Origin of the sequence: Kitasatospora sp. NPDC057738 (genome assembly GCF_042798815.1) — a bacterium.
Classification (GTDB): domain Bacteria; phylum Actinomycetota; class Actinomycetes; order Streptomycetales; family Streptomycetaceae; genus Kitasatospora; species Kitasatospora lactacystinica.
The window spans coordinates 1-17,080 of the sequence record NZ_JBHVJT010000117.1; the positions used below are offsets into that span (position 1 = coordinate 1).

The window sequence follows — 17,080 nt, forward strand, 5'->3', positions numbered from 1 at the left end:
CGCGAGTTCCGTCTCGCGGACCCGGGAGCCGTTTCCGTCCTCCCCGGACACCTGGCCGCACACCCCGGCCCGGCGCACCGTACCCGGGCCCGGCGAACGACGAGCAGCCCCCGGACTCCGGTCCGGGGGCTGCTCGTCGTCAGGGGCGGGGACGCGCCGGGGTCACCACACCACGGGCAGCGCGCTGATGCCGTGCACCAGCATGCCCGAGGGGCGCGGCAGGTCCTCCGGGGCCACGGCCAGCTTCAGGGTGGGGAAGCGCTGGAACAGCGAGCCGATCGCGATCTGGAGCTCCAGCCGGGCCAGGCCCGCGCCGATGCAGTAGTGGGTGCCGTGGCTGAACGCGAAGTGCGGGTTGCCCGGCCGGTGGAAGTCGAGCTCGTCCGGGTCGGTGTACTGGCGGCGGTCGCGGTTGGCGGAGGCCAGGCCGGGCAGCACCGCGGAGCCCTTGGGGATCACCACGCCGCCCAGTTCGAGCTCCTCGGTGGTGATCCGCAGCAGCCCCTCGTCGCCCGGCGGGTAGGCGCGCAGCAGCTCCTCCACCGCGGCGTCGATCAGCTCCGGGTTCGCCTGCAGCTCGGCCAGCCGCTCCGGGTTGGTGAGCAGCGCGACCACGCTGTTGGCGATCTGGTTGACCGTGGTCTCGTGGCCGGCCACCAGCAGGCTGATCCCGAGGAAGATCAGCTCCTCGTGGCTGAGCCGGTCGCCGTCCTCGTCGTGGATGGAGACCAGGGCGGACAGCAGGCCGTCGTCCGGCTGCTGCCGCTTGGCCTCGACCAGCTCGGAGAGGTAGGTGAACAGGCCGACCTGGGCCTCCAGCATCTCCTCCTTGGTCCGCGAGGTGGTCGCCAGGAAGGCGCTGGACCAGGCGGAGAACTTCTCCCGGTCCTCGAACGGCACCCCGAGCAGCTCGCAGATCACGGTCACCGGCAGCGGGAAGGCGAGCGCCGGGATGAGGTCCACCGGCCCCTCGCTCGCGGCCATGGCGTCCAGCAGGGCGTCGGTGTGCTCCTGGATCCGGGGCCGCAGGGCGGCCACCCGGCGGACGGTGAACTCCCGGGAGACCAGCTTGCGCACCCGGGTGTGCTCCGGCGGGTCCATGTTCAGCAGGCTCTTGAACTTCTGCGGCGCCGCCGCGAGCCGGGGCGCACCGTCCTCCAGGGTGGCGGCCCGGCTGAAGCGCGGGTCCGAGAACACGGTGCGCACGTCGTCGTACCGGGTGACCAGGTACGCGTGGTCGCCGCTGGGCATGCGCACCTCGGCCACCGGCCGGTTCTCCCGGAGGTGGCCGTAGAACGGGCAGGCCTGCATCGCGGACGGGCGCTCGAACGGGTAGTCCGGCACCTCCTGGGCCTCCGGGGCGGGTGCTGCGTCGGGCTGTGCGGTCATCGGTGGTTCCTCTCCGAATCTGTGGTTGTCGGTCAGCTCACGGAGCCCGTGCGGTGGGGGGCCACGGGCAGGACGGCGCGTCCGCTCCGGTGCGCGTCCTGGAGCGGGTAGTAGATGCCGGCGACGATCCTGCGCTTGAGGAGGCTGTTGGAGCTCACCAGGCGGTAGGCCAGCCGGCGCAGCGCCACCGGGACGGGGTCGCTCAGCGCGAACGCCCGCTCCTGGCGCATCTGGAGGCCGCGGGAGCGGGCCACGTGCCCCTCCCGCACGTGCTGGAACCGGCGGCAGGCGGCGTGCAGGGCGCCCGGTCCGCCGTCGCCGGCCAACGCCTCGGCGACCAGCGGCGCCAGGACCACCGCGTCGGCGATCGCGTGGTTGACGCCCTGTCCCAGCACCGGGGTCAGGGTGTGCGCGGCGTCGCCCACCAGCACCAGGCCGGGCTGCGACCAGTGCGGCACCACGGTGGTGAAGATGTCCAGCATGGAGGTGTCCGACCAGCTGGTGACGGACTCCCGCACTCCGGCGGAGACCTCCGGGGCGAGCTCGTCGACCCGGGCGTACAGCGACTCGATGCCCTGCCTGCGCATCTCGCGCAGGCCGCCCTTGGGGATGTTGAAGCCCACCCGCACCAGGTCGGGCACGGTCGGGATGAACAGTCCGTGGCGGTCGCCCTGGATGCGGACCCGGTAGGTGTGCGGGTCCCAGGCCTCGGGCTGCGGCACCTTGAACCAGACGAAGTCCCGTTCCAGCGGGATCTTCTCGTACGGCAGCCCCGCCATCTCGCGGACCTTGCTGAAGCGGCCGTCGGCCGCCACCGTCAGCGCCGCGTGGACCTCGGACTCGCCCTCGGGGCCGCGGACCCGGACGCCGGTCACCGCCGTGCCGTCCCGCAGCAGTTCCACCGCGGTGGTCCGGCGCAGCAGGGTGAAGCCCGGCAGCGCGGCGGCCTCGTCGGCCAGCGCGGTCAGCAGCGGGGGCTGCGGCAGCTCCATCGGGAACGGGCAGGGCTGGTCGAAGGCCGCGAACTCGGCCTTCAGCACCGGTCGGCCGCCGTCGAGGATCTCCATCCGGCGGGTCTCCAGGGTGCTGTCCCTGACCTTGTCCAGGATGCCGAGCCGCTCCAGCAGCCACACCGAGTCCGGCGAGATCGACTCGCCCCGGAACGAGCGGTCGAAGTGGGCGCTCTGCTCCACCACGGTGACCGACACCGACCGGCGGGCCAGCTCCAGCGCCAGCGTCAGCCCGGCGGGACCGGCGCCGACGATGCACACCTGGGTGCTCACCGGCCTGGATCCGGCCGTATCTGTCATGGCTTGCTCCTCGCGTGTGGGTGGATCCGGAGGCACGGTCTCGGCCGCCACCCTTCGCGGACCGGCTAAAGCCCTCCTTGCGAAGCGCTCCCGGCCCGCGCGCAAGGACGCCTTAAGAGGGTCCGCGCAGGCTCGGCGCGTCCATCAGAGGCAGCGAAGGAGAGACCGTGACCGCGGTTGTGAACACGGCCACCGGCGAGCGGACCGGGCCGCTGGACCGGCTGCGCGCCCTGCACGGCGAGGGGCGGCTGGCCGAGGAGTACCCGCAGGTGCCCGGGCTGCTGGCCGAGCTGGCGGCGGGCGCGCCGGCCGGGACGCCCGGGCGGGACCTGGCCCGGGCCGGGCAGTTGCTGGCCCGGCTCGACCCGGCCGAGGTGCTGGCCCGCCACGAAGGGCTGGAGGCGGTCGGCGTGGCCGTCACCGGCCACTCCACGCTCGGCGCCCTCACCGCCCCGCTCACCGCCGAGCTCGCCCGCCACGGCTTCGTGGCGAAGGCGACGACCGCCGACTACGGCTCCTGGCTGCGGGACCTGCAGGACACCGGCAGCGAGCTGTACGCGGCGGGCGTGGACCTCGCCCTGTGCGTGCTGGACGCCCAGCTGGTGTTCGACGAACTGCCGCACCCCTGGCGGGCGGAGGACCTGGAGGACGCGGTCGCGGCCAAGCTGCGCCTGCTGACCGCGCTGGCCGCCCGCTACGTCGGGCACGGCACCGGCACCCTGGTGCTCAACACGGTGCCGCTGCTGCCCGTCCACACCCGTCAGCTGGTCGACGCGCGCTCCCGGGCGCGGATCGGCATCGCGTGGCGGGAGTTCAACGCCGGGCTGCTGCGGATCGCCCTGGACCACGAGCGGGTGCGCGTGGTCGACCTGGACCCGCTGGTCGCCGCGGGCGGACCGGTGAACGAGCCCCGGCTGGCCGCCTACGCCAAGGCGCAGCTCGGCGAGGAGCTGCTCGCGGCGTACGCCCGCGAGGTCGGCCACCTGGTGCGCGGCCTGCGCGGCCGGGCCAGGAAGGTGCTGGTGGTCGACCTCGACAACACCCTGTGGGACGGCATCCTGGGCGACGACGGTCCGGAGGGCATCGCCGCGGCCACCACCTACCGGGGCGAGGCGTTCGGCCGCTTCCAGCGGGTGGTGGCCCAAATAGGGGCCCAGGGCGTCCTGTTGGCGGTGTCCAGCAAGAACGACCAGGAGGCGGTGCTGGGGGTGCTGCGCGACCACCCCGACATGGTGCTCCGGGAGGGCGACTTCGTCCGGGTGAACGCCAACTGGGAGCCCAAGGACGGCAATCTGCTGGACATCGCGCGCCGGCTCAACCTGGGCGTGGACAGCTTCGTCTTCGTCGACGACTCGCCGTTCGAGTGCGGGCTGGTCGCGAGCAGCCTGCCCCAGGTGGCCGTCGTCCGGCTGGACGAGGAGCCGGCGCTGCACGTGGAGCGGCTGCTCGCGGACGGCTGGTTCGACGTGGCCGCGCTCACCGCGGAGGACCGGGTCCGCGCGGACCAGTACCGCTCCGAGGCCGCCCGGCAGGACCTGCTGGACGACGCCGGCTCGATGGAGGACTACCTGGCCCGGCTCGACGTGCGGGTCTCGCTCTCGCCGGTGCGGGAGCACGAGGTGGCCAGGGCCTCCCAGATCACCCTGCGCACCAACCAGTTCAACCTCACCACCGAGCGGCTCCAGGCGGCCGACGTCCGGGCCCGGATGGACGCGGCGGAGCACCTGGTGCTCGCGGTCCGCGCCACCGACCGGTTCGGCGACAACGGGCTGGTTGGCCTGGTCCTGGTGCGCACGGCCCAGGACGGCTGGCACATCGACAACGCCCTGCTGAGCTGCCGGGTCTTCGCCCGGGGCATCGAACAGGCCGCGCTGGCCGCCGTGCTGGAGCGTGCCCGGCGGGCCGGGGCGCCGGCCGTGCACGCCCGCTTCCGGCCCACCGCCAAGAACGGCAAGGTGCGCGGGCTCTACCCGTCGCTGGGCTTCGTGCCCACCGGTGAGGACGCGGCCGGGGAGGTGTCCTTCCGGCACGACCTGGAGGTCCTGCCCGAGGTGCCGGGGCACGTCGCCCTGACCGTGGACTTCGACCGGGCCCCGGACCGGGGGGCGTAGCGGTGGGGCCGGGGGAGCGGCGGCGTGCGGCGCTGCGGCGGTGGGCCGCCGGCTGGGTCCGGGCGCTGGCCAACCTGGGCGCGATGTTCGGGGCGGTCACGGTCGAGTACCACCTGACCGTCGGCCGGGAGCCGGCGCCCGCGCCGTTGGAGGAACCGCCGGGGGACCACCCCGAGCGCCTGCTGCGCGGGGTCCCGCTGTCGGAGCGGGAGCAGGAGCTGTGGGCCCAACTGGAGGGCCTGCGCAGGCGCGTGTAGCGCAACGGCGGCTTTAGTGCTCGAACTGATGATCGGTCCGGACGTGTCGACCGAACGAGGGGGATTGACGGTGGCGGGTTTCCGATCGTTCGCGGAGCTGGTGCTCGCGCGGGCGGCAGAGCGTGGGGATGCGGACGCCTACCTGTTCCTGGAGAACGGGGTGCGGGGGGTGGAACCGGAACGGCTCACGTACGCGGGCCTGGACCGGTCGGCGAAGGAGCTGGCGGCCTGGTTGCAGGACCGGGGGATGACCGGCCGGCAGGTGCTGCTGCTGTACCCGTCGGGACTGGAGTTCCTGACGGCGTTCGTCGGCTGCCTGTACGCGGGCGCGGTGGCCGTCCCGGCGCCCCTGCCCACGGAGCAGGGCCAGCACTTCCAGCGGGTGTCCGGGATCGTCCGGGACGCCCGGGTCGGCGCCGTGCTGACCATCGGCAAGCACGCGCCGGACGTCGGGGCGTGGCTGGCGGACGAGGGCTTCTCCGACGTGCTCTGCCTCGCCACGGACGGGCCGGTGGGCGACGCCGCCGCCTGGCGCGACCCGGGGCTGCGCCCCGAGGACCTGGCCTTCCTCCAGTACACCTCCGGCTCGACCAGCGAGCCCAAGGGCGTGATGGTCTCGCACGCCAACCTGCTGGCCAACGAGGCCGCCATCCAGCGCTCCACCGGCAGCGGCCCGGACACCGTGCTGGGCGGCTGGCTGCCCTTCTACCACGACATGGGCCTGATCGGGCACGTGCTCCAGCCGCTGTGGCTGGGCACCAGCGCGGTGCTGATGTCCCCGACCTCCTTCCTGCGCCGTCCGGTGCGCTGGCTGGAACTGATCGGCGAGCACCGGGTGACCATCTCCGCCGCCCCCAACTTCGCCTACGACCTCTGCCTGCGGCGGGTGACCGACGCCCACCTGGAGGGCATCGACCTGTCCAGCTGGCAGGTCGCCTGCAACGGCGCGGAGCCGGTCCGCGCCGACACCCTGCGGGCCTTCGCCGAGCGCTTCGGGCCGTACGGCTTCCGGGCCGACACGTTCTTCCCCTGCTACGGCATGGCCGAGACCACGCTGCTGGTCTCCGGCAAGCGGCACGGCCGGCCGGCGGTGCTGCGCGAGGTGGACGCCGCGGGCCTGGAGGCGGGCCGGCTGGAGGGGCCGTTCCTCCGGGAGCCGACGCGGGCCCTGGCCTCCAGCGGCGTCGTGGGCTCCGAGGACTTCGAGGTGCGCATCGTCGACCCGCAGACCCGTGCGGAACGCCCCGAGCGCGAGGTCGGCGAGATCTGGGTGCGCGGCGCCAGCGTCTCCTCCGGCTACTGGGACCGCCCCGAGGTCAACGCGGAGGTGTTCGGCGCCCGGATCGCCGGCGCGGAGGAGCTCGGCCGCTGGCTGCGGACCGGCGACCTGGGCGCGGTGGAGCGCGGCGAACTGTTCGTGACCGGCCGGCTGAAGGAGATGATCCTGATCAACGGCCGCAACATCTATCCGTACGACGTGGAGAACGCGGTGCGCGCCCTGGAGCCGACGGCCTTCGGCGCCGGAGCGGTCTTCGCCGTCGACACCGGCCAGGAGCACCTGGTGGTGATCCACGAGGTCCGCCCGAGCGCCCTGGCGGACCAGGACCTCAAGAAGCTCACCGCCACCGTCCAGGCCCTGGTCAGCCGGGAGTTCGCGGTGCCCGCGGGCAACGTCCTGCTGGTGCGCCCGGGCACCGTCCGCCGCACCACCAGCGGCAAGATCCAGCGGACCCTGATGCGCAAGCTGTTCCTGGAGGGCGCCGTCACCCCGCTGCACGCCGTGCTCGACCCGGCGGTGCGCGAGCTCGTCGGCACCCGCGACCCGGAACCGGTGGGCTGACATGGACCACGCGCCGTACCGCGTCGCCGAGGAGCTCGAACAGTTCCTCGGCGACCCGGACGCCCCCGGCACCGTGTTCTCGTACGCCCGCAGCCTGGAGCTGGACGAGAGCGAGACCTTCCCGGCCGACATCTGCCGGGTCCTGGAGGACTGGCGCCTCCAGGACCAATACGTGCCCGCCGAGCACGGCGGCCGGCTCACCGACTACGAGACCGTCATGCAGGTCATGCGGACCGTCGCCCGCCGCGACCTCACCGTGGCGATCGGCCACGGCAAGACCTACCTGGGCGGCGTCTGCGTCTGGGTGTCGGGCAGCCCCGAGCAGGCCGCCCGGCTGGCCGCGGACATCCGCGCCGGCGTCCCGGTGTCGCTGGGCCTCACCGAGCGGGCGCACGGCAGCGACCTGCTCGCCGACGAGGTGCACGGCGAACCGGACGGCGCCGGGGGCTGGCTGGTCAGCGGCGAGAAGTGGCTGATCAACAACGCCACCCGGGGCAGCGTCCTGTCCGCGCTCGTGCGCACCGACCCGGCCGGCGGCCCGCGCGGGTTCAGCGTGCTGCTGATGGACAAGCGCGGCCTCGGCCCGGAGCACTACCGCTGCCTCGACAAGATCCGCACCCACGGCATCCGCGGCGCCGACATCAGCGGCATCGCCTACGACCGGGCCCCGGTGCCGGCCACCGCCCTCGTCGGCACCGAGGGCGGCGGCCTGGAGACGGTGCTCAAGGCGCTCCAGCTGACCCGGACGATGTGCGCCGCGCTGTCGCTGGGCGCCGCCGACCACGCCCTCGCGCTGGCCCTGGACTTCGCCGAGCGGCGGGAGCTGTACGGCCGCCGCCTGGTGGACCTGCCGCAGGCGCGGCAGGTGCTCGCCTCGGCCGCCGCCGACGTGCTGGTCGGCGAGGCGCTGGCGACGGTCGCGATCCGTTCGGTCCACACCCTCACCGGCGAGCTCGGCGTGGCCGCCGCCGCCACCAAGTACCTGGTGCCCACCGGCACCGAGCAGGTCATCGCCGAACTGACCCGGCTGCTGGGCGCCCGCGCCTTCCTCAAGGGGGAGCACGCCGGCGGCATGTTCCAGAAGGTCGACCGGGACCACCGGATCGTCGGACTCTTCGACGGCAACACCCTGGTCAACCTCAACTCCCTGGTCAACCAGTTCCGTTCACTGTCCCGCGGCTGGGAACGGGGCACCGGGGACACCGCCGGGGCCGCCACCGCCTTCGACCTGGCCGCGCCGCTGCCGGCCCTGGACCCGTCCCGGCTCTCCCTGGTCGCCAAGGGCGGCAGCGGCATCGTCGCGTCGCTGCCGGCCTCCGTGGCCGCCCTGCGCGCCGAGGCCGGGCACGACCCCGCGCTCGACGGCGCCCTGGAGGCCGCCGAACTGCTGCTCGCCGCGACCGGCCGCGTCCACGCCGAGATGGCCGCCCACCGCTCCCCGGTCTCCGACGTGCCGACCGCCGCCTTCGAGGTCGCCCGGCGCTACAGCCTCTGCCTGGCGGGCGCCGCCTGCCTGGGCCTGTGGGCGCACAACCACCGGGCCGCCGCCCGGGGACGCACCGGCGCGCTCTGGCGCGACGGCGTCTGGCTGTGGCCCGCCCTGGACCGGCTGCTGGTCCGGCTCGGCGAGCAGGACGGCCCCCGGCCGGAGGCCTATCCCGCGCTGCTGGCACGGCTGCGCGACACCCGGGCGGCCGGCGAGCTGCACTCCCTGCTCCCGCTGCGGCTGCACCGCCCCGCACCCACCGACGACCGTCCTGCCGAGGGGGCGCCATGCTGACCGACTCCGCGGCCCCCGGACTCCCCCGTCCGGAGGCCCCCGCCGACCGCCCCCGGGAGGGGGCCCAGGAGACCGCGGCCCGGGACCGGGTCGCCGAACTCGAACGCCGCTTCGGCGACCCGGGCGACCCGGCCAACCCGGTCGGCACCGAACGGCTGCTGGCCGCCGACGAGGCCGGCGAGCTGTCCGGGGCCGGCGAACAACTGCTGGACGACCTCCGCCTGACCGCCGAATTCGTCCCCGCCGAACTCGGCGGGCGGCTCACCCGGATCGACACCCTGGCCCGCACCCTGCGGCCGGTCTTCCGGCGCGACGTCGCACTCGGCCTCGGCTACGGCGTCACCTCGTTCATGGCGGCCGTCAACGTCTGGACCGCGGGCAGCGCGCAGCAGCGCGCCCGGCTGGCCGAGCTGCTGCTCGGCGGCGCCAAGGTCTCGGTCGCCTACCACGAGCTGGCGCACGGCAACGACTTCCTGCGCAACGACTTCCGGGCCCGGCCCGAGCCCGGCGGCTACCGGCTGCACGGCCGCAAACAGGTCATCAACAACGCCGACCGGGCCGCCGCCTTCGCGCTGTTCGCCCGCACCGACGACGCGCCCGGCGCCCGCAGCCACTCGGTCCTGCTGGCGGAGCGCGACCAGCTCGACCCGGCCCGCTTCGCCACCCTGCCCCGCCACCCCACCGCCGGGGTGCGCGGCTGCCGGATCTCCGGCCTGGACTTCGACGACTGCCCCGTCCCGGCCGCCACCCTGGTCGGCGAGCAGGGCCAGGGCGCGGAACTGGCGCTGCGCTCCTTCCAGATCACCCGCAGCGTCCTGCCCGGGATGGCGCTCGGAGCCGCCGACACCGGCCTGCGAACCGTCGTCGGGTTCGCCCTGGGCCGGCGCCTCTACCGGCGCCCGGTGGCGGAGATCCCGCACGCCCGCTCCACCCTCACCGGCGCCTTCCTGGACCTGCTGGTCTGCGACAGCCTCTCGCTGGTCGGAACCCGCGCCGTGCACCTCCTGCCGGAGGAGACCAGCGTGTCCGCCGCCGTCGTCAAGTACCTGGTGCCCAAGGTGCTGACGGAGGTCATGCACGACCTGTCGATCGTGCTCGGCGCCCGGTTCTACCTCCGCGACGGCGAGTTCGGCGCCTTCCAGAAGCACCTGCGCGACCTCCCGGTGCTCAGCCTCGGCCACGCCGGCTCGGCGGCCTGCCAGGCCACCGTCGTCCCGCAGCTGGCCAGGCTCGCCCGGCGGGCCTGGTTCACCGGCGACGAGGCGCCCGCGGCGCTCTTCGAGACCCGCACGGACCTGCCCGGGATCCCCTTCGACCGGCTCACCCTCGCCGCCGGACGGGACAGCCTCAGCGCCTCACTGGTCGCCTCCCGCGACGACCGGCCCGACACGGCGCCCGAGGAGCGGGCCCTGCGGACCCTCGCGCTCGCCATGGTGGACGAGCTGCGGCGGATCCAGCAGGACAGCCTCGCCCTCGCCCCCCAGGACCGCACCGCCCTGGCCGGCCCCGGCGCCTTCGCCCTGGCCGACCGCTACGCGGTGGTCCTCGCCGCGGCCGCCGTCCTCGGCGTCCGGCGCGCGGCCCGGGCCGACGGCACCGACCCCTTCCTCGCCGACCCCTCCTGGGCCGCGGCCGCCCTGCACCGGCTCGCCCGGCGCCTCGGCCGCCGCCCGGCCGACCTGCCGGCCGGCTGCGAGGAGAAGGTCCACCAGGAACTGCTGCGCCGCTTCCACGAGCGCCGCGGCTACGACCTCTACGACACCCCGCTGGCCGGCTGACCGGCCGCCCCGTCCTTTCCCACGCAGCGAGGAGCACCTCATGACCGTCCCCACCACCGGCCTTCCGGCCACCCTCGGCGAGCACACCGTCGAGACCCTGACCGGCTGGCTCGCCGACCGGATCTCCCTCTACCTGAAGCGCCCGGCCGACGAGATCGCCCCCGGCGTCCCGCTCGCCGAGTACGGCCTGGACTCGGTCGCCGCGCTGAGCCTGTGCGGCGACATCGAGGAGGACTTCGACCTCGTCCTGGAGCCCACCGTGGCCTGGGACTACCCGACCGTCGACGCGCTCGCCGGATACCTGGTGGAGGAGCTGCGCGCCACCGTGGGAGAGGCATGATGCAGCCCGTCGCGATCGTCGGCATCGACTGCCGCTTCCCCGGCGCACCGGACCCCGCCGCGTACTGGGACCTGCTGATGCGCTCCGGTGACGGCGTCGGACGGGTGCCCGAACAGCGGTGGAACGCCGACGACTTCTACTCGCCCGAAGGCGCCGAGGGGCACTCCAACACCACCAGCGGCGGCTTCATCACCGACCCGGACGCCTTCGACCACGAGTTCTTCGCGATCTCGCCGCGCGAGGCCGCCGCGATGGACCCCCAGCAGCGGCTGGTCCTGCAGTGCGCCTGGCGCGCGGTCGAGGACGCCGGAATCGCGCCGCAGAGCCTGGCCGGGACCGACACCGGGGTCTTCGTCGGCATCATGGGCAACGAGTGGGCCCACCTCCACCTCACCGACTACGCGCGGGTCACCGCGCAGGTCGGATCCGGCAACGGCTACTGCATGACCGCCAACCGGATCTCCTACCACCTCGACCTCAAGGGCCCGAGCCTGGCCGTGGACACGGCCTGCTCCTCCTCGCTGGTCGCCGTCCACCTGGCGTGCAACGCCCTGCTCGCGGGGGAGTGCGACACCGCCGTCGCGGCCGGGGTGAACATCGCCCTCACGCCGGCCCTCGGCATCTTCTACACCCAGGCCGGGCTCTCCGCGCCCGACGGCCGCTGCAAGCCCTTCAGTGCCGACGCCGACGGCATCGGCCGCGGCGAGGGCGTCGGCGCGGTGGTGCTGCGCCGCCTCGAGGACGCGATCGCCGACGGGCAGCCGGTGTACGCGGTGATCCGCGGCACCGCCGTCAACCAGGACGGGCGCAGCAACGGCCTCACCGCGCCCAACCGCTGGTCGCAGCAGGAGGTGCTGGCCTCCGCCTACCGCCGGGCCGGGGTCGAGCCGTCCGACGTCGCCTTCACCGAGGGCCACGGCACCGGCACCGTGCTCGGCGACATGATCGAGGTCAAGGCGCTCGGCGACCTGCACGCCGACCGCACCGGCAAGCCGCTGGCCCTCGGCTCGGTCAAGGGCAACCTCGGCCACACCGAGGGCGCCGCCGGGATCGCCGGACTCATCAAGGTGGCGCTCTCCCTGCACCACCGGGTGGTGCCCGCCAGCCGGTTCGCCGCCAGGGAGAACCCGGCGCTGAAACTCTCCAAGTACGGCCTGCGGCTGCTCAAGGCGCCCCTGCGGCTGGCGGCCGGAACCACCGTCGGCGGCCTCAGCAGCTTCGGCATGGGCGGCACCAACGCCCACGCGGTGCTGGAGTCCGCGCCCGGCGGCGCCGCCCGGCCCACGGCCGGATCCGCCGCCCGGCCCACCGGCCTCGGGGCGGCGGTGTTCACCCTGACCGCGCCCACCGCGCAGGCGCTGCGCCGCAACCTGGTGGCGCAGGCCGACGCCCTCCAGCGCCACCGGGTGACCCCGGTCGGCGCCGTGGGCTGGAGCAGCACCCGGCTCAAGACCGGCCACCGGCACCGCTTCGCCGTACCGGCCACCGACACCGCCGACCTGGCGGCCGTCCTGCGCCGGGCGGCCGACGACGAGGACCTGCTGACCCGCCTCACCGGCGGGCCGGGCGGGCGCCCGCGGGTGGCCCTGCTCTTCACCGGGCAGGGCTCGCAGTACCCGGGCATGGCGGCCGGCCTCTACCGCGACGCCCCGCTGTTCCGCCGCCACCTCGACCGGGCGGACGAGGCGCTCCGGCCGCACACCGAGGGCTCGGTGCGCGACCTGCTGCTCGCCGCGGACCCCGCCGTCCACCGCACCGGCTGGGCGCAGCCGGCCCTGTTCGCGGTCGGCTACGCGCTGGCCGCCACCCTGACCGAACTCGGGGTGCGCCCCGGGATGCTGCTCGGCCACAGCATCGGCGAGTACGCGGCCGCGGTGCTCGCCGACGCGCTGCCGCTGGAGCAGGCGGCCCGGCTGGTCTCGGCGCGCGGCCGGCTGATGCAGGAACTCCCCGCGGGCGGCGGGATGCTGGCGGTGCGCGCGGAGGCCGCCGTCCTGGCCGAGCGGATCGCCGGCGAACCGCTGATCGGGATCGCCGCCGTCAACGGGCCCACGGCCACCGTGCTCTCCGGAGACCTCGCGGCGCTGGCCCGGATCGAGGAGGAGCTGACCCGCGCCGGGGTGCGCTCGCGCCGCCTGGAGGTCTCGCACGCCTTCCACTCGCCGTTGATGGAGCCCGTGCTGGAACGCTTCGCCGCGGTCGCGGAGGAGGCCGGCGGGAGCGTCCCGGCCCTGCCGGTGTACTCCACGCTGCGCGGCAGGCTGCTGGAGGCCGAGCCGATGGACGCGGCCTACTGGGTCGAGCACATCGGCGCTCCGGTGCTGTTCGCGGACGCCGCACGGCAGTTGCTCGCGGAGGCGCCGACCCACCTGCTGGAGGTCGGCCCGCGGCCGGTGCTCGTCCCGATGGCCCGCCGGCTGGGCGGTGCCCCCGCCGGGGCGGGCCCGCGCGGCGTCCTGCCGGTGCCGGGCGAGCAGGCCGGCGGGCGGGAGCTGGCCGAGGCCGTCGCCGAGCTGTTCCGCGGCGGGGCCGACCCGGACTGGCACGCGGTGTACGCCGAGGAGGACCGCAGGGCGCACCGGCTGGCCCCGTACGCCTTCGCCGACGACCGCCGGTTCTGGGCCCGCCCGCCCGTTCGGTCCACGTCCGTTCCGTCCGCCTCCGACCCGTCCGCCTCCGACCCGTCCGCGACCGTCCCGTCCGCCGCCGACCCGCGGCCGGCCGGGTCCGACCCGGGCCTCCGGGCCCCGGACCCCGTGGCCGGCGCCGTCCTGGCCGCCGTGGCGCAGGTGGGCAGCTACGCGCCCGAGGAGATCACCCCGCACGCACGGCTCTTCGAGGACCTCGGCTTCGACTCGGTGATGGTCATGGAGCTCAAGAAGCGCATCGAGGAGCGGCTGACCGGCCTCGAACCGCTGAGCGTGGAGGACCTGTTGCCCCGGCTGTCCTCGGTCGGCGACCTCATCGGCTTCCTGGGCGAACGGCACACCGCCGCCGCCTGAACCCGTCCCGCAGAAAGGACCGCACACCATGCAGCCGCCACCCGAGCGCGATCCCGTCCAGGCGTACCTCGCCTCGGTCGGGACCGCCCTGCCCGGCGACCCGGTCGACAACGCCGCGCTCGCCAAGGTGCTGGGGGTCAACGAGGAGTGGATCGACCTCTTCATCGGCACCCGCACCCGCCACTTCGCCCGCGACCTCGCCACCGGCACGGTGCGCTGGTCGCTCGCCGACCTGTGCGCCCAGGCCGGCGCCCGGGCCGTCGCCGCCGCCGGGATCGACCCGGCGGAGATCGGTTTCGTGGTGCTCGGCACCGCGACCCCGGACCACCTGATGCCCGCCACCGTCAACCACATCGCCGACCAGCTCGGCCTGGACCAGGTGCCCACGTACCAGCTCCAGTCCGGCTGCGCCGGTGCCGTCCAGGCGCTCGGGCTCGGCCGGACCCTGATCGCCGGCGAGGGCCACCGGGCCGGCCTGGTGATCGGCGGCGACGTCTGCAGCAAGCACCTCGACCTCGACCGGGACCTGGCCGGCGCGGCGCCGAGCGACCTGGTCAACTACGTGCTCTTCGGCGACGGCGCCGGCGCCGCGGTGCTCACCGCCGAGCCCAGGGGCGAGGCGGTGGCGCTGCGCCGGGTGCTCAACCGGTTCACCGGCCTCGGCCGGGAACCCGGCCAGGTCATCGACTGGTTCGGCCTGGCCGACCGGTACGACGACCGGCAGGCCGTCCGGGAGGACTACAAGGCCATCGAGGAGTTCGTCCCGGTGATGGCGGTGGAGATCCTCTGGGAGCTGCTCGACGACCTGGACTGGTCCGCCGAGGAGCTCGACTACCTGCTGCCCCCGCAGCTCTCCGGCCGGATGACCCGCCGCATCCACGAGCAGCTCGACGTGCCCGGTGCCACCGAGGTGTCCTGCGTCGCGGACACCGGCAACAACGGCAACGCGCTGCCCTTCCTCCAGCTGGAGCGGCTGCTGGGGCAGATGTCCCGCGGCGAGAAGGCCCTCGCGGTGGCCGTGGAGTCCAGCAAGTGGATCAAGGCGGGCTTCGCCCTGGAGAAGATGTGACACTCCGTCACCGATTGGACGCATGATGCAGACCGTCGACGAGTTCGCCCGCCTGGTCCGCGAGGAACTGGGCATCCCGCTGGCGGACGGGGACATCGCCGCCGACCTCGACCGGATCCCCGAGTGGGACTCCCTCTACCTGCTCAAGCTGGTCACCGCGCTGGAGCGGAGCACCGGCCGCCCGCTGCCGGTCGGACGGGTGATGGAGGCCCGCAGCCTGGAGGAGATCTACCGGCTGGCGGTCGACCGGTGACCGCCGCCCGCCCGCACCCCGAGCGCCGCCGGCGGCACACCCTCTACTTCCTGGAGCACGCCGCCCGGCAGCGCCCGGTGCACCTGGACACCGAGGTCGACATGACCCGCGTCCAGCGCCACCGCGCCGAGGCCGGGGCGGCCGGGAACCGCTACTCGGTGGTCGCCTACCTGCTGCACGCCACCGGCCGCGTGCTGGACCGCCACCCCGAGGCCAACGCCGTCCTGGCCCCGGGCTGGCCCGGCCTGCGGGGCCCCCGGACGGTCCGCTTCACCGGCGTCACCGCCAAGCTCGCCCTCGACCGCCCGGTGGACGGCGAGCGCACCGTGCTCTCCGCACTGCTGCCGGGCCTGGAGAGCGCCGACCTGCCCGCCATCCAGGCGCGGATCGACCGCTACCGGGACATCGCCGCCGCCGACCTCCCGGAGTTCCGCGGCGTGCGGATGCTGGGCCGGCTGCCGGTCCCGCTCGGCCGGCTGGCCTTCGCCGCCGCGCTGCGCAGCCCCCGGCGCCGCCCCGGCGTCCTGGGCACCGTCGCGGTCAGCTCGCTCGGGCACCGCCCGGTGGACGGCTTCCACGCCAGCGGAGGCACCGCGGTGACGCTGAACGCCGGCCGGGTGCTCGACCGGCCCGTGGTGCGGGACGGCCGGGTCGAGGTGGCCCCGCTGATGCGGCTCGGCCTCACCTTCGACCACCGGGTCATCGACGGCGCCCTCGCCGCCGACGTCCTCGCCGACCTCAAGCAGGCCCTGGAGGGCTTCGAGGACGGCGCGGGCCCGGACCGCCCCGCCGGCGCCGCGGGGACGGCCTGAGCCGCCACCCGCACGGTCCTTCCGGGCGGGGCCGGGCCGGGGCCGCCCCCGGCCCGGCCCGCGCCGACCACCCCGCCCCCGCCCACCGCCCCCCGCCTACCGCCCACCCGAGGACGCACCATGGACCATCTGGCAGAGCTCAAGGAGTTCGCCCGGCTGCACGGACGCGGCCAGGGCCTGACGGAGCAGTACGTCCGGTCCGTACTGTCCCGGATCACCGGGGACGAACCCGGCGACCCCGGCTCCTGGGCGCGGGTGTGGACCGCCGAGGGCGACCGGCTGCGGGCCGGCCGCCCGCTCGACGCCTGCCGGCGCTACGCGCTCGCCCGCTTCCCGTACCACGGCGACGAGGACCGGCTGGAGGCCCAGCGCCGCTGCGTCGACGCCTTCGACACCTGGCGGCGCACCGGCCGCAACGGCATCGAGCGGCTGGAGTTCGAACACCCGGACGGCAACCTGGCGGCCTGGGCGTCCGGCCTGTCGGCCGACCGGCCGCGGCCGCTGCTGCTGATCATGGGAGGCATCGTCAGCGTCAAGGAGCAGTGGGCTCCGACGCTTCCGCTGTTCGCCCGGCTCGGCTTCGCCGCCGTCGCCACCGAACTGCCCGGGGTCGGCGAGAACACGCTTCCCTACCGTGCCGACTCCTGGCGCCTGCTGCCGTACCTGCTGGACCGGCTGGCCGACCGCGCGCGGGTCGCCGAGACGGCGGCGCTCGCCCTCAGCTTCAGCGGGCACCTGGCGCTGCGGGCCGCCGCCGAGGACCCCCGCATCCGCAGCATCCACACCGTCGGGGCGCCCGTCGCCGGGTTCTTCACCGACTCCGCCTGGTGGCCCGAGGTCCCCGGCATCACCGTGGAGACCCTGCGCCGGCTCACCCGGACCGCGGACCGGGACGAACTCCGGGACGTCCTGGCCGACTTCCCGCTCACCCCGGCCCAGCTCGGATCCGTGGACATCCCGGTCGACTACGTGGCCAGTTCCCGCGACGAGATCATCCCGCAGGGCGAGCACCGCCGGCTCGCGCTGCTGGCACCGCGGGCCCGGTTCAAGGTCTTCGACGACGTCCACGGCTCCCCGGGACACGTCGGGGCGATGCGCCGGTGGCTGATCCTCTCCCTGCTGCGCGCCCGCCTGAGCGA

13 protein-coding genes are annotated in these 17,080 nt (G+C 74.9%); 11 read left to right on the forward strand and 2 right to left on the reverse strand.

Annotated features, from left to right (window positions below):
* Positions 1 to 162: 162 nt before the first annotated feature.
* Positions 163 to 1,389 carry a cytochrome P450 gene (locus tag ACFVGO_RS37450; protein WP_380636636.1) on the reverse strand — a complete coding sequence of 409 codons (1,227 nt, stop codon included), beginning with the start codon at positions 1,387 to 1,389 and terminating at the stop codon, positions 163 to 165.
* Positions 1,390 to 1,421: 32 nt separating this feature from the next.
* Positions 1,422 to 2,699: an FAD-dependent oxidoreductase gene (locus ACFVGO_RS37455; protein ID WP_359914430.1), complete on the reverse strand. Its 1,278-nt coding sequence runs from the start codon at positions 2,697 to 2,699 to the stop codon at positions 1,422 to 1,424.
* A 167-nt stretch (positions 2,700 to 2,866) separates the two neighbouring features.
* Between ACFVGO_RS37455 and ACFVGO_RS37460 the strand changes: the two genes are divergently transcribed.
* From ACFVGO_RS37460 to ACFVGO_RS37510, 11 genes are all read left to right on the forward strand, one after another.
* Positions 2,867 to 4,810: an HAD-IIIC family phosphatase gene (locus ACFVGO_RS37460; protein WP_380636640.1), complete on the forward strand. Its 1,944-nt coding sequence runs from the start codon at positions 2,867 to 2,869 to the stop codon at positions 4,808 to 4,810.
* A gap of 2 nt (positions 4,811 to 4,812) precedes the next feature.
* The gene (locus ACFVGO_RS37465; protein ID WP_380636643.1) at positions 4,813 to 5,067 is read left to right on the forward strand and encodes a DUF6059 family protein; all 255 of its coding nucleotides are present in this window, start codon (positions 4,813 to 4,815) and stop codon (positions 5,065 to 5,067) included.
* 70 nt (positions 5,068 to 5,137) lie between these two features.
* Entirely contained in the window at positions 5,138 to 6,907 is a 1,770-nt protein-coding gene (locus ACFVGO_RS37470; RefSeq protein WP_359914422.1) for a fatty acyl-AMP ligase, read from the forward strand.
* A 1-nt stretch (position 6,908) separates the two neighbouring features.
* The gene (locus tag ACFVGO_RS37475) at positions 6,909 to 8,687 is read left to right on the forward strand and encodes an acyl-CoA dehydrogenase family protein (protein ID WP_380636645.1); all 1,779 of its coding nucleotides are present in this window, start codon (positions 6,909 to 6,911) and stop codon (positions 8,685 to 8,687) included.
* Positions 8,681 to 10,465 carry an acyl-CoA dehydrogenase gene (locus tag ACFVGO_RS37480; protein ID WP_380358307.1) on the forward strand — a complete coding sequence of 595 codons (1,785 nt, stop codon included), beginning with the start codon at positions 8,681 to 8,683 and terminating at the stop codon, positions 10,463 to 10,465. Before ACFVGO_RS37475 ends, ACFVGO_RS37480 begins: the two co-directional genes overlap by 7 nt.
* A gap of 40 nt (positions 10,466 to 10,505) precedes the next feature.
* Entirely contained in the window at positions 10,506 to 10,805 is a 300-nt protein-coding gene (locus tag ACFVGO_RS37485) for an acyl carrier protein (protein WP_359914414.1), read from the forward strand.
* On the forward strand, positions 10,805 to 13,807 hold the full coding sequence (locus tag ACFVGO_RS37490; protein WP_380358314.1) for a type I polyketide synthase: 3,003 nt from the start codon (positions 10,805 to 10,807) through the stop codon (positions 13,805 to 13,807). Before ACFVGO_RS37485 ends, ACFVGO_RS37490 begins: the two co-directional genes overlap by 1 nt.
* Positions 13,808 to 13,835: 28 nt before the next feature.
* Positions 13,836 to 14,876 (forward strand): 3-oxoacyl-ACP synthase III family protein, encoded by a 1,041-nt coding sequence (locus tag ACFVGO_RS37495; RefSeq protein ID WP_359914412.1) that lies wholly within the window; start codon positions 13,836 to 13,838, stop codon positions 14,874 to 14,876.
* A 22-nt stretch (positions 14,877 to 14,898) separates the two neighbouring features.
* Positions 14,899 to 15,129 (forward strand): acyl carrier protein, encoded by a 231-nt coding sequence (locus ACFVGO_RS37500; RefSeq protein ID WP_359914409.1) that lies wholly within the window; start codon positions 14,899 to 14,901, stop codon positions 15,127 to 15,129.
* The gene (locus ACFVGO_RS37505) at positions 15,126 to 15,941 is read left to right on the forward strand and encodes a 2-oxo acid dehydrogenase subunit E2 (RefSeq protein ID WP_380636649.1); all 816 of its coding nucleotides are present in this window, start codon (positions 15,126 to 15,128) and stop codon (positions 15,939 to 15,941) included. The genes ACFVGO_RS37500 and ACFVGO_RS37505 overlap by 4 nt, the downstream gene beginning before the upstream one ends.
* Before the next feature lie 120 nt (positions 15,942 to 16,061).
* A partial coding sequence (locus ACFVGO_RS37510) for an alpha/beta fold hydrolase (RefSeq protein WP_380636651.1) occupies positions 16,062 to 17,080 on the forward strand: 1,019 nt, incomplete at its 3' end.